The sequence below is a fragment of the Vogesella mureinivorans genome, from assembly GCF_007644035.1.
GTDB lineage: Bacteria > Pseudomonadota > Gammaproteobacteria > Burkholderiales > Chromobacteriaceae > Vogesella > Vogesella mureinivorans.
Genome location: NZ_VMTV02000624.1, coordinates 1 through 12,440 on the forward strand (window position 1 = coordinate 1; position 12,440 = coordinate 12,440).

The 12,440-nt window shown below is 53.4% G+C and carries 11 protein-coding genes; 4 read left to right on the forward strand and 7 right to left on the reverse strand.

The window, feature by feature from the left end; all coding sequences use genetic code 11:
- Positions 1 to 121: 121 nt before the first annotated feature.
- The 7 genes from FLQ44_RS16625 to FLQ44_RS24455 are packed head-to-tail and all read right to left on the reverse strand — an operon-like array spanning position 122 to position 9,058.
- Positions 122 to 628 (reverse strand): OmpA family protein, encoded by a 507-nt coding sequence (locus tag FLQ44_RS16625; RefSeq protein WP_147695297.1) that lies wholly within the window; start codon positions 626 to 628, stop codon positions 122 to 124.
- Between the two features lie 44 nt (positions 629 to 672).
- The gene (locus tag FLQ44_RS16630) at positions 673 to 1,170 is read right to left on the reverse strand and encodes an Hcp family type VI secretion system effector (protein ID WP_147695298.1); all 498 of its coding nucleotides are present in this window, start codon (positions 1,168 to 1,170) and stop codon (positions 673 to 675) included.
- Between the two features lie 49 nt (positions 1,171 to 1,219).
- Positions 1,220 to 2,704 (reverse strand): type VI secretion system contractile sheath large subunit, encoded by a 1,485-nt coding sequence (gene tssC, locus FLQ44_RS16635; RefSeq protein WP_147695299.1) that lies wholly within the window; start codon positions 2,702 to 2,704, stop codon positions 1,220 to 1,222.
- Positions 2,705 to 2,706: 2 nt separating this feature from the next.
- Positions 2,707 to 3,216, reverse strand: coding sequence for a type VI secretion system contractile sheath small subunit (tssB, locus tag FLQ44_RS16640; protein ID WP_147695300.1), 510 nt, complete (start codon positions 3,214 to 3,216; stop codon positions 2,707 to 2,709).
- A 39-nt stretch (positions 3,217 to 3,255) separates the two neighbouring features.
- Entirely contained in the window at positions 3,256 to 4,272 is a 1,017-nt protein-coding gene (gene tagF, locus FLQ44_RS16645) for a type VI secretion system-associated protein TagF (RefSeq protein WP_147695301.1), read from the reverse strand.
- A gap of 15 nt (positions 4,273 to 4,287) precedes the next feature.
- On the reverse strand, positions 4,288 to 8,181 hold the full coding sequence (gene tssM / locus FLQ44_RS16650) for a type VI secretion system membrane subunit TssM (RefSeq protein WP_147695302.1): 3,894 nt from the start codon (positions 8,179 to 8,181) through the stop codon (positions 4,288 to 4,290).
- A gap of 25 nt (positions 8,182 to 8,206) precedes the next feature.
- On the reverse strand, positions 8,207 to 9,058 hold the full coding sequence (locus FLQ44_RS24455; protein WP_240801318.1) for a M15 family metallopeptidase: 852 nt from the start codon (positions 9,056 to 9,058) through the stop codon (positions 8,207 to 8,209).
- 218 nt (positions 9,059 to 9,276) lie between these two features.
- Here FLQ44_RS24455 and tssJ point away from each other — a divergent pair, with 218 nt between their 5' ends.
- Genes tssJ through tssE form a run of 4 tightly spaced genes read left to right on the forward strand, consistent with a single transcriptional unit; the run spans position 9,277 to position 12,345 of the window.
- A complete protein-coding gene (tssJ, locus tag FLQ44_RS16660; RefSeq protein ID WP_276607870.1) occupies positions 9,277 to 9,750 on the forward strand; it encodes a type VI secretion system lipoprotein TssJ in 474 nt (157 codons plus the stop codon).
- Between the two features lie 57 nt (positions 9,751 to 9,807).
- Positions 9,808 to 11,154 carry a type VI secretion system baseplate subunit TssK gene (tssK, locus tag FLQ44_RS16665; RefSeq protein ID WP_147695304.1) on the forward strand — a complete coding sequence of 449 codons (1,347 nt, stop codon included), beginning with the start codon at positions 9,808 to 9,810 and terminating at the stop codon, positions 11,152 to 11,154.
- 7 nt (positions 11,155 to 11,161) lie between these two features.
- Complete coding sequence (gene icmH, locus FLQ44_RS16670; RefSeq protein ID WP_147695305.1) at positions 11,162 to 11,860, forward strand: type IVB secretion system protein IcmH/DotU; 699 nt, start codon at positions 11,162 to 11,164, stop codon at positions 11,858 to 11,860.
- A gap of 2 nt (positions 11,861 to 11,862) precedes the next feature.
- Entirely contained in the window at positions 11,863 to 12,345 is a 483-nt protein-coding gene (gene tssE, locus FLQ44_RS16675; protein WP_147695306.1) for a type VI secretion system baseplate subunit TssE, read from the forward strand.
- Positions 12,346 to 12,440 lie beyond the last annotated feature (95 nt).

Sequence of the window (12,440 nt, forward strand, 5' to 3'; positions counted from 1 at the left end):
GTTGCTGCTGCAGGTTATCGCCCAGTTGCAGGGTAAGCTGGCGCGTGTGCTGGGTGAAGGCGCTGGCAAAGCTGGATAGCAACGCTTGAATGCTCATTTTCTTGTGCCTGAACTGACGGATTTAGCCGTTGAAGCGAACGCGCACAGCGTGCAGGGGCTTGGTGGTGTCGTATTGCGTGATGATGCGTTTGGCCGAGATGCCGTTTTCAATCAGCACTTTTTTGACGGCTTCTGCCCGGGCTTTGGCTGCGGCAATGGCATTACCCACTTCTTTGCGGTTGCAGTAGCCCACGACGATAACTTGCTTGGCAATAACCAGGCCGGGAACCAGCGCGCGTACTTGCTGTTCGGTAAGCGGGGTGAGTTTTGCATCCATTTTAGAGAAAGGAATCAGGGTGGGGTCGCTCACGACGTCGGTATTGCCGGTGGCTTCGACGATACGTGCGGTGGCTTGCCCCAGTGTTTCGGTTACTTTGCCGGTGATATCTCTTGTTTGTTGTGTTTGTTGGCTGGCAGTGGCCTTAGCGGCTTCTGCAGCTTGCTGTGTTGCGTCCATTTTGGTTTTGTTGGCGGCGCAGGCGGTGAGCAGGCCGGTGCAGAGTACGAGCGCTAGCGTAGAGTATTTCATGGGGGTCCTTGTCAAAGTGGGCCCGCCAGGGCGGGCCCTGGTGGTTAGGCAATCACCTTGTTGGCGGTAAGGTCCCAGCCTGCGCTGACGTTGCCGCCACCGGCGCCATCGGCACGTTTCTGCTGGGTGTAGGTCCACTTGATCTTGCCGTAGCTGAAGCTGACTTTTTCGCCAGGGAAGCCGGTGTCGTTGGCGGTGCCTTCTGGTTCTACTTTGGAGATCAGGACTTGTTCCATCTTGATTTCCATGTATTTCAGTTTGTCACCACCGGAGCGGCAGAGCTCGATGGTGATTTCCTTGATGTGCTTACCCGTGCAGCACGCTTCGTAGATCTTGGGGCTGGCCTTGTCCAGGAAGTGGGTGATTTCGTACATGCCATGGTTCACACGTTCGGCTGTAGCACCACCTGCAGAGCTGGCCGTTACTTGTGCTGGCTGTTCCAGTTTGTGGGAAAAGGATTGGATCTCGATCCAGTCTTTGTGGGCGGCATCGCCACTTTCACCCGGGATGCCATCGATCTTCAGAAATGCGTCAAAAGCCATGATTGACCTCGTAGAGTAACGTTATACAAACAGCAAACTTCTGCTGGGGTTAACCTGCGGCCTGTGGGAGCTCGGCCACTAGTCGCAGAGAAATGGTGAGTTCGTCTAGCTGGAAGTGAGGGCGCAGAAAGGCGGCTGCGCGATAGACGCCAGGCTTGCCAGGGACTTCCACGACATCAACCCGTGCTTCACGAAGCGGGTATTTGGACTTGGCTTCCTGGCTGGCCGAGTCATCCAGTAGTACGTAACTGGATAGCCAGGTGTTGAGGTCGCGCTGAACGTCTTCTCTGGAGCCAAAGCTGCCGATCTTGTCGCGCATGATGGATTTCATGTAATGCGCAATGCGGGATACGGCGAAGATGTAGGGCAGCTGGGTAGACAGGCGGGCATTGGCGTTGGCCGCATCGGTGTTGTATACCTTGGGCTTTTGTACGGCCTGGCCACTGAAGAAGGCGGCGTAGTCGGTATTCTTGCAATGAACCAGCGAGATGAAACCCAGGTCGGATAGCAGCTTCTCGGTGCGGTCTGTGATGGCCACTTCGGTGGGGCACTTGAGTGCTACTTCACCATCTTCTGTCGCAAAGGTATGCGCCGGAAGGCCTTCGACCAGACCACCTCCTTCTACACCGCGGATGGCAGCCAGCCAGCCATAGTTGGCAAAGGCAGCAGTAAGGCGGGCGGCGTATGAGTAGGCAGCATTGGTCCACAGATATTTGTCATGATGGCTGCCATTAACATCTTCTTCGAAGTTGAACGATTCGACGGGTACGGTATTGCGGCCATAGGGCAGGCGGCCAAGTACATGCGGCAGTACCAGGCCGACATAGCGTGAGTCTTCGGACTCGCGGAACGATTTCCACTTGGTGTACTCGACGGTATCGAAGATTTTGGCCAGGTCGCGGGGCCTGCCAATGTGGGTGAAGTTTTCCAGCCCGAATAGCGCCGGATCTGCAGCAGAGATGAGGGGGGCATGCGCCGCCGCGGCAACGTGGGATAGTTCTTCTAGCAGGTAAAAGTCTTCGGGGTGCCGTGTGAATTTGAAGTCACCTACTAGGGCTGCGTAAGGTGCGCCACCAAATGTACCGTACTCTTCTTCGTAGATTTTTTTGAAGAGGGCGCTTTGGTCGAAACCGGAGGCCGATTTGAAATCCTTGACCAGATCTTTCTTGTTGGTGTTCAGCACCTTGATCTTTAGCATGGTGCCGGTTTCTGTATGGTCAACCAGGTACTTCAAACCACGCCATGACGCTTCCAGCTGTTGAAATTCCGGATGGTGCATGATGGCATTAAGCTGGCCGGAAATGAGGGCATCCAGTTCGGCAATGCGTGCGTCAATGCTGGCACACAGGTCTCGGGAGACGGTGACGCTGCCTTGCAGGACTTGTTCTACGAGTTCGCCAATCAGGTCGCGGGTGCGAACTTTCTCTGCCGCATTGGTGGCTATGTGGCTTTGTTCGATGATGCTGTCTAGCAGACTGCCAGCATCGGACAGCTCTGCTGTTGGCTGGTTTTCCAGTTGCGGTGTGAGGTTCATGCTTACTCCTCCGTAGATGGGGTGGTGTCCTGGCTTATCTGGCGAAGCTTTTCGGTGTCGCGTAGTACGTCGTCCAGGAGCTCTTCCAGTTTGTCGTTTCCGGCCAGCTTGTTACGTAGGTCTGCAAGGCGTGTGCGGGCATCCAGCAGCTGCTTGAGCGGGCTTATTTGCTGAACTACGTTTTGTGGCTCGAAGTCAGCTAGCTCGCTAAAGTTGATCTCGACAGAAAGCTGCGAGTCGTCATTTTTAAGCTTGTTGTCGACTTTTAGCGCCAGCCGGGGTGCCATTCCCTTGAGTGCATCATCGAAGTTGTCGCTATCGATCTGAACAAACTTGCGTTCTTTCAGCTTGGGCAGGGGATCTTTGCTATGCCCGCTGTAATCGCCCACAACGCCCATGACAAAAGGAAGTTCTTTCGTTTCCAGGGTGTCGCCAATTTCTACGTCATAGGTAATCTGGACGCGAGGCGGGCGAACTCGGGACAGCTTTTTCTGCGTGCTTTCTTTGCTCATCGTGTTTTCTCCTGAAAAGATGGCGTTGGATGAGGACAGCTAGTTCATGCCTTTTGCCAAACCGGCGATCAGGTCACGCAGCTGGGCGATGGTGAAATCTGGGTCGTTCATGCGTTTGCCCAGAATGTAGGATGCTTCTGCAAATGACTGATGCTGTCGCCATGGAGCGGTGTCTTCGCCTGTATTGACAACAAAACGTGATGCCAGAGGCTCTCCCCAGCAGTGGGCGATGATGTGCGCATCCGGGGGCGAGAGTTGCAGGGCCAGGAAGCGGCCTTCCGGCCTTCTGATCAGCAGGCATTGCATGCAGCTGGCACCATAATGTTCTGTTGCTGCGGCGTAGAGGGATAGCCAGGTGGCGGCTACCAGCATGTCCTCCCCATCTTGGTTGGGTAGCGGGAGCAGGTAGGTTTGTGCTGCAAGGCTATCTTTGAATCTGTGAATGAGGCGGCTATGAAAAATGAATGCCATAAGCATGGATTCAAGCCCGCTTGGCAAATGTGGGGCACTGAGTCGGGTGAGTGCGCTGCTACGTGTGTTGCGCATGTAATGCTCAAGCAGTTGCGCAGCTAGCATGATGTCTTCTTTGGAGGTGGCGCCAAATGCTACCTGTGCTTCTAGGTATTGCCTGCAGGCAAGCATTTCTACTGCGTTATCCAGTGCACTGTTAAGTTGCTCCTGAAGCCCGCTAAAAAACAGTTCGCAAGACAAAAGCATGACCGCAGTGGTGGGCATGTCTTGTAGCATTGGTAGATGCATAGCCGCCACCAGTGGATAGTGCCTGCCACTTTGATCTGTACTGGGCTGCAGTGCCCCCAAAGAGAGCCATTGCTGATCTTGTGTTTGCAGCATGAAAAACGAAGTTGGCATGCTGCGGTAACGATCCAGACTGTTTTGGCTATCAAGCAGGGCCATGCTGTTGGCGAGTAGCTCGTCTAGTGCACTGGCAGCAGGATGCGAAGCATTGATGCGGATAAAGTCCGCACGGCAGGGCAACTTGCCAAAAATGCTGTATGTGGCCAAGGTTTCTTGTTGTCGCTTGAAGGTAAAAGTCATGACGCTGTTCTCGGTCTACTGTGTTACGCGGTCGGGCAGCGTCATTTTGTTAAGGCGGTTCAATTGCATGGGGTTTACGCCGCTGACGATCCGTAAATTGACTTTGATAAGTTGAGAGTCATCACCTTTGCGAACCTGCCAGCTCAGCTGTGCGGTGTCTGATGTGTCTTGCACAGTTTTGGCAGCGGATAGCAGGCGTAGAAAGCCCATTCCACCATTATGGTTAGCCACTACGCTGGCGACACCGTTGTAATTCACAGCCTGAATACGCGCGCCACTGCCTTGCCCATTACCATTCCAGGTGAAGGGCTGCCAAAGTTGTGGCCCATTCCGATAGCGCATTTCCTGCCCGTCTATGTCAACAACTATCTCCGATAGGCCCGGGGTGGGTTGAGGCTGAAGCTCGAATCGGATGCTTTCTCCATCTTGCATCTGGCTGCTGGCCAGGCTGGAAAGCTTGCTGACTGCGCTGAGAAAAGCAGGGTTAAATCGGATACCTAAGTCGCCCCAGGAGCGAGGAACGAGTTCATCCCCTTTTTTTTGTACAAGTCCGGCTAGGTATTTATTGATAAACCGGTCGAGCGTGCCGTCATTGGGTTTGATGAAGCGGTTGATTTCCGCAATGGTGGCGGTGCTGGCCGAGTCACTAAAAGGATATTTGGCTGAGAGTGAGCGCCACTGTGGCAATACCTCATTTGCCCATGCCTGGTTGATGTCAGTACTGACCGGGCCAAGTAATGCGCTGTATGACTGACTGAGTGGCCTTACCAGCATGGGGCGTACCATTTCAGCGGTTTGTGGCGTGACCTGAGCCAGAAGTGCGTTATCTACATAGGTGATGGTCTCTGCCAACTCAGAGCCGCCACCGTTGTACGTTGCCTGCAGCGTGGTGCGTGCCAAGCTGCCGGGGTCGTCGGTGCTGGCTATGCTAGCCATTTTGCCTTTGAGTTTGGCAAGTTGATCCAGATAGCTGTTAATCGGCGCATTCTCACCTTTAACCAGTAAAGCGATGCCGGAGAAATGCTTGCCTACCTCACCGAGTTTTTCAGCGTTTTGTTCTGGTTTTTCTCCCCCAGTCAGCAGCTCGGTTGTGCGCTCCAGGACATTCTGTTTGGCATTGGCGAGAGAGCGATTAAGCTCGGAGGGGTTGTCCCAGCTGGTTTCATAGGCGGTTCGAACCAGAATCAGCTTAATGGGCGAATTCTGTCGGTCTGCCAGCCTCGTCATGGCTGAGGCTGATTGTGCTGGAGACTGCATATCCCGCAGGGTGATACCCTGCAAGAAGCGTGACCAGATCAGGGTATATTGCTGTTTATAAAGTGCGATCAGTGCTTGGCGACTTTTCTCACTGTTGCCATCCTGACCCAGATCATCCTGACTGCTGGCGGCCAAAACCCAGTCATCGCTGCGGATCTCCCCCTTGCAGGCTTCTTCAATTGCAGACTTGATGTATTGCTCCCACGCCTCTCTTGTGAATGCCCCTTCAACCATCTGGCTGCCAGCCATGATGTCCAGATCTTTGTTTTCCAAAATGCGAGCAACAGTCATCGGTGCAAACTTCGTGTTTGCCCGGGCACGGATTTCGTTAAACACGCGCTCCTGGGCTGACATTCGTTTGAAGGAACCACGAAGTATTTCCCGCGAGCTGTTCACTATATGCATATTGGGCGTGATCAAAGGGCGATCAGGTGCTTGCAGCTGATTTACATAGAACGCAATCAGCTTTTCGGCGATAGCCATGACTTCTGCCTGTGCATACTGACCGCGATTCTCCTCAAGGTATGGGCGCCAGTACCGGGGGAGCTGATCGGCAAGATGTGCCTGCTCCATCCGTTTGGGGTCGTACAGCATCAAATAGGTTTTGAGTGCGTTGTAACTGGCATCAAGTTGAGGTGTGCGCTGCTGAGTAGTGGGCTCTTGCGTTGCATTGGATGTGGTCTCGGCTTCAGTGCTGCCCGTAGACATGCGGGCTGCTGTTGGGATGGTGAGTGCCACGTTACGCAGAGAAAATCCGTGATCCTGATGGCGCCACCATTTTGCTTGCCATGCTTGCTGCATCTCGGCGCGTGTTAGCTGGACCGGCTGTGCAGACATACCCAGGGCTGCTGCACCAATTTCAATATTGGGCAGTTTGTGGCCGCCATTGGGCTTGCTCTTTATCCTTGGGCGTGATGGCTGCTTGGGCTTGCTCTTTGGAATTGGCTCTGTCTTGGGGGGAGGGGGGGCGACTGTTGTTGGCTCTTTCAGCGCAACAAGCGTTGTTTCAAGATTGCGCTGTATGGGCAGCAGCATCGTTTGCTTTAGACCGGCAAAGTATTCTTTGCGCAGCTTCTGCTCCAGTTCCTCGCCTTGATAAAGGCCCATGCCGATTTCCCATGGTGGGCCATCCTTGCGATAGGTTTGAAGCGTTTCCAGATGATTCTGCAATACTTGCAGCGATAAAAGCTTGTCGTATAGTTGCGGTGAGGACGCCAGCTTGATGGCTCGGGCCCGGTCGTGCTGAATTTCATTCAGCATTTTCTGGTTGCCGATATAAGACCAGCTCCAGAGGCCTGCCAGTGTGGCAACAGACAAAATGCCGGTTGCCATCATGGCAGCCCGCCAGCGGTTACTGCCGGTATCCGTTTGACGCCCAATCAGGTGCTGATCCTGGAAAAGCACTTTACGGAAGAGGTCGCGTAGAAAATAGCTATACGATGCGGGTGCGCCCAGTTTGCCTGCTGTGGCTTCGCTATGGACCAAGCCAAACTGATTTTGTACGCGATTAGCGGCCACAATACGCGGCATGCCTTCTTGCAAAGCACTGGTAAAGTAGAAGCCCCTTATGAGCGGGCGAGCGTGATATGGGTCGTTTTCCGTGAGCAAGTCGACAAATTTGACGACGGCTTCTTTCAATCCATGAAATTCGATTGGAAAAGCGAAGTGTGCCGGGTGCACTCGGCTGCCTCTATGCTGCTGTAGCTTTTCCTCACCGGCTTGCACCAAGCCGCGGTATAGCAATTCGAATTGTTGCGCAGTGGCATTGGCCGCATCAAAGCTGTCGCCCTGATTGGCAGTGAAAGTGCAGCCCCAGACTTGGCTACGCTCTTCTTCAGTCCAGTCTTGATAAAACTGCGTAAATCCACCCAGAAGATCTAGCTTGGTAAAGACCAGATAGATCGGAACTTGCAAAGCAAAGGTCTGACAGATTTCATGGATACGCTCTTTGACCTGTCTTGCGTATGTGGCAAAACCTTCGCTGTTATGTTGAGCCAGTTCGGGCAGGCTGATTGCAACCAAAATGCCATTGACCGGTGCTTTTGCCCGGTATTTTTTTAGCAATTTGAGAAAGCCTAGCCACTCGGTTCGGTCTTCTTGTTGCGTAGCGTAACGCCCGGCGGTATCCAGTAACACCCCCTCCGTTGAGAAAAACCAATCGCAGTTACGAGTGCCACCAATACCTTGTATCCCACTTTTTTCGCTAAAAGGAAAAGTCAGGCCTGACTGCAGGATGGCTGTGCTTTTGCCTGCAGCGGGGTGGCCGATGATCATGTACCAAGGCAGCTCGTAGAGGGCGGCACTACCGCTGGCATTGCCCAGTTTGGATTTTTTCAGGGTATCAATGGCGCTGAGCAAGCGCTGCCGGAGTAGTGTTACTTCTGCACGTTTGTCTGACCCAGAGTGAATGACTGCATCATCTGCTTGCTGTCGAAGCATTTTCTCAATGAGACCGCTGGCACGTCTTGCAAGAAGCTGCCCTACAAGCAACGTGCCAACCCATAGCAGCATGATGCAGAGAATCCAGCCCAGTCGTGACTCGACAGAGGTAAGCCCCATCCACGTCCCCAAAAACCATATCAGGGCGATAAGGATCAGAAAACCTATTGCGGACGCAACTTTGGCGTGACGGAGCCAACCTTTGATAAACACCTGATTACACCTTTTCTATGATTGGTCATCGACCTTGTTGTTTATGCAGTGGGCCACTCTTTTCTATGTGCCCGTAATCTCGGAATCGCCACACACCACCCCATGTGAGGCCGGCAGCGCGTGCTTCTTCACCCAATGCTTGGTAAGCCTCCAGCGCCCATGAGTCCTTTTCGGAAATGACGACTTTGCCGTTCTTGATTGGTGCCAGATCAACCGCCAAACCATATTGATGTTTGCTTTGCCCCCCTCTTGCTTTGGTTACCAAAGTAGCCTGGCCTGCTAAGGCGTCTTGGCGCTCTGGGCTTCGGTAGCCTTCCAAAAGGGTCATCGGGTAACCACGAGCTTTCAGCTTTTCCATGATGTGCAAGACCTTTTGTACAAACACAGCATCGAGTAGGCCCCAGTCACGATTGGCTGCGTTCAAACTTGGCCGCTCCAGGATCACATCTACAAACGCCTCAGGGGGAAGTGGTGGGGGTGGTACGAGTGGCTCCTCTTCCAGAGTGAGTTTGATTTTTGCACCATACGCGTATTCTTTTGGGGTTAAATTTTCAATTTGATGCTTTTCGTTAAATGAAAGAACCAAAAATGAGGTTGTAGATATTAATAATATGGATGCAATCGGCCATGCGGTAAGGGTGGTTAGCCTCTTTATGATTTTGTCAATATTTCTTGGGGATGACAAGCGGCTTCTGCTTGGTGATCTCTTCCTGTCGAGGCTCTCGCTTTGGCTGCTGGTGGTCGCACCCTGGTTGGCGCTGGTTTCTATGGTAAATTCTTGAATATTATTATTTTTTTTGGAGAAGTAGCGCCAGCCTATCCATGTTGTCACTAGGAGCAGTAAGCTTGAAAGTACTAGTGGAATGAATAGATACACAGTGTCATCATCCTGAGTTGGTCATAGGGCCTGACAGATGTTGCTGTGCTGCAACGGATTGGTATATGCTAACGTTATCTTTGAAATTTGCAATAAAAAATGTATTTTGAATTTTGTTTGATATGTAGTTGTTGATGATTGGGTGGCTTACTTAAATGAGATGGTTTAAGCGGGAGGTGCGCCCGTCTTGGTGTCTGGCTGGGTGCGTGTTGGCCGTTATGCAGTGTCTATCTGGCTGTGCCAGTAATGCAGACATTTCCATGCAGGGTGAAGCTGCAGCCGTGATCAATCGAGACTACACGGGCAAGTCATTGTCTGTTGCGGTGCGTGTGTATCAACTCAAATCAGATCAGTTATTCAGCAGGCTAACTTATGAGTCCTTGACGGCAGGGAAGGGTGAGCAGGCCTTGCTGGGTGCTGATTTGATCAGCATGAAAGATCTTTTGATGCTGCCAGGCGGTGTTGTAAGTCTTGATGGTTTCAAGGTGGATGAAGAAGCCCGCTTTGTTGCCTTGGTCGGGTTTTTTCGCCAACCCGATAAGGCTTATTGGCGCTTGCTTTTCCCCGTTGAGCGAGTGAAGGGAAAGAAAGTGCTTTTTAAAGTGGAAGACTGTTATCTGGTACCCGTTCAGCCGCCAGTCAAAGCTTTACCTGATCAGCTCAGGGGGGGGTCGCCAAGTTGTAGCCGGTGACGTGATGTTCGTATCAATCTGGCCTGGTCTGGCTGGTTCTTAGTGGTCTGAGGTTTTATGCAATTTGCAAATAGAGTGCTGTGGGGGGAGGGGATGTTCCTGCGCCCGCAGCACTTCCAGCAGCAGGTGCTGATGCTGGAACAAGAGGCGAGTGCGCGCTTTCAGCTAAGCCTAAGGCATGCTTGGGGTGTACAGGGTCTGAGCGTTGATGAGCAGGCGTTGAAAGCCGGTATGTTGCGGGTAGACCGCTTGCACCTGGTTTTCCGTGATGGTGCTTTGTGCCGGGCGCCAGAGGTGGTACCACTGCCTTTGTCTCGTGATATGAGCAGCCTGCCCCAGCTGGGGGCTGCAACGACGCTTTATGCTTGCTTGGCTGAAATGCAGGCTTATGGCGGTAATGTTGCGGCTCAGGAGGGCGCGGTACGCCCATCACGATTCCAGAGTAGCCAGGCAGAAGTGGCAGATCTTTACACCCAGGCCTTGCCTGCTGATCTGGCTGTGTTAAAGCCGGATGTGCGTTTGATGTTCGAGGAGGAAAACCGGGATGGTTACGATGCCATCCCTGTATGCCGTCTTGAAAAGGATGCCACAGGGCAGTGGTGTGTCGCTGCTAATTATATCCCGCCCTTACTGGCCATACAGGCTTCCGACTGGTTGCACCGTATGTTGCGGCGCTGGCTAGATATCTTGCTGGTGCGTAATCAGGCGCTATCTGCTGCATTGAGGGAGCGTGCCCAGAATGTGATGGAATACGGCACATCGGACATCAGCACATTCTGGTTATTGCATACCATTAACCGGAATTTTATCCGCTTGCGGCACTTGTCACTCTGCGAGCCGCTTCACCCGGAAACGTTATACCAAGCGGTGGCCGAATTTTGCGGTGAAATGCAGACCTTCTCCAGCCAGTATGCGCTATCCGATGTGCCCGTTTATCGGCACGAAGCCTTGTTTGCGGTATTCAACGAGCTGGACCAACAGCTGCGCAGCCTGCTTGAGACGGTTATTTCATCGCGTTACCAATCCATTCCGCTGCACTCCCCACGGGCATCCATCCATGTTGGCCGTCTGGAAAGTGATCGCCTTGTGGAGGGTGTGGACTTCTACCTTTCGGTCAGTAGCGAGCTACCTGCCAGCCACATCATTGAAAATGTGCCACTCAAATTGAAAATCGGTGCGCCGGATGATGTAGAGAGGATTCTGAACTCCGCCATGCGTGGTGTCGCCCTGCAGCATGTTCTGCAGACACCCTCCGCCATCCCTGTGCGTGTAGGTAATCATTATTTTGCATTGCAGCCTCAGGGCGACATTTTCAGCCGCATGCTGCAGTCCCGCAGCATTTGTATCTATGTGCCCCAAACACTCTCCGATGTGTCAATGGAGCTCTTTGCCGTTTTTCGCTGAGTAGATCATGACCGAAACCGTAGCCCCTGCACCTGATAACACCATCGCCCTGTCTCCTGCCGGCCCCAGCCTGCGTGAGCTAATGGAGGATGGTATCTATCTGCTGTTTCTGCTGAAAGACGGTAATGCACCGGGCGGCACGGCAGAATTCAATCGACGAATCGACCAGTTTTTGTCTCAGCTTGATCGCAACGCTCGCAACTTCGGTAAGAGTATGGATGCGGTAGGGCAGGCCCGTTATGCGTTTTGCGCTTTGCTGGACGAGATTGTCTTGTCTTCTGAAATTGGCCTTCGCCAAGAGTGGGAAAGTATGCCGTTGCAACTGCGCCTCTTTGGCGAGCATCTGGCAGGCGAGGGGTTCTTTAGCCGGCTTGAGCAGCTGCGGCTGGACCCTGCGGCCAACATCGAGGCATTGGAAGTGTTTTATACCTGTCTGCTACTGGGTTTTCAGGGGCGCTATCTGCTGGAGGGGGAGGAAAAGCTTGGCTACCTTACCCAAAAGCTCGGCCAGGAGATTCAGCAAGTAAGAGGGGGGAAGGCGCCGTTTGCGCCTAATTGGCAGCTACCGCAGCGTTTTCAGGCATTTGTGCGCCATGAGCTGCCGCTATGGCTGTACTTTGCCCTGCTTGCCGTGGTCGCTGTTGTGATCTGGGGTGGTTATCAATGGCTGCTTGGGCAGCAGCTCGACAAGCTGTTCGGGATATGAGCATGAGCCTGGCAGGCCGACAAACCACCGTACTGCCCTCAGTACTGGACCGATTGCTGGATGACGAACCCGAGCAGACGCAGCTCAACGAGCGTGTGCTGTTCGAGTTGTCCTACTTTCGCCGCGCCTTGGCGCGGGATCTGGAATCGCTACTCAATACCCGGCTGATGGCGCAGGTAGAAACATTTGAAGATTACCCGCAAGCCAGTGCCAGCATGTTGCGTTATGGCATTCCCGATCTGTCCGGTATCAGCCTGCTCAACCCGGATGATCGCGAGCTACTGCGAGAGCAGCTACGGCGCGCTATAGAAACGCACGAACCACGCCTGTCTCGCGTACGTATAAGCCTGGATGCGCCCCGCGAGAGCGAGCGCCATCTGCGCTTTCGTGTGGATGCGGTGCTCAAGGTCCATCCGCACCGCCCGCCCGTTACTTTTGATGCCACGCTGCAGCTGTCCTCCAACGTTTACAAGGTACAGGGCTGAGGCCCGTTAGCAAGCTTATGGATATCGCCACCCTCCTGGCCAGCTTTGCCAGCGCCTTCACCCAGCACACGCGCCAGCTTACCCTGCAACTGGGC

What these genes read in the sequence shown, in the direction of transcription:
- FLQ44_RS16625 (WP_147695297.1), bottom strand. Translation starts at nt 628, where the DNA reads ATGAAATACTCTACGCTAGCGCTCGTACTCTGCACCGGCCTGCTCACC.
- FLQ44_RS16630 (WP_147695298.1), bottom strand. Translation starts at nt 1,170, where the DNA reads ATGGCTTTTGACGCATTTCTGAAGATCGATGGCATCCCGGGTGAAAGT.
- tssC (WP_147695299.1), bottom strand. Translation starts at nt 2,704, where the DNA reads ATGAACCTCACACCGCAACTGGAAAACCAGCCAACAGCAGAGCTGTCC.
- tssB (WP_147695300.1), bottom strand. Translation starts at nt 3,216, where the DNA reads ATGAGCAAAGAAAGCACGCAGAAAAAGCTGTCCCGAGTTCGCCCGCCT.
- tagF (WP_147695301.1), bottom strand. Translation starts at nt 4,272, where the DNA reads ATGACTTTTACCTTCAAGCGACAACAAGAAACCTTGGCCACATACAGC.
- tssJ (WP_276607870.1), top strand. Translation starts at nt 9,277, where the DNA reads ATGCAGTGTCTATCTGGCTGTGCCAGTAATGCAGACATTTCCATGCAG.
- tssK (WP_147695304.1), top strand. Translation starts at nt 9,808, where the DNA reads ATGCAATTTGCAAATAGAGTGCTGTGGGGGGAGGGGATGTTCCTGCGC.
- icmH (WP_147695305.1), top strand. Translation starts at nt 11,162, where the DNA reads ATGACCGAAACCGTAGCCCCTGCACCTGATAACACCATCGCCCTGTCT.
- tssE (WP_147695306.1), top strand. Translation starts at nt 11,863, where the DNA reads ATGAGCCTGGCAGGCCGACAAACCACCGTACTGCCCTCAGTACTGGAC.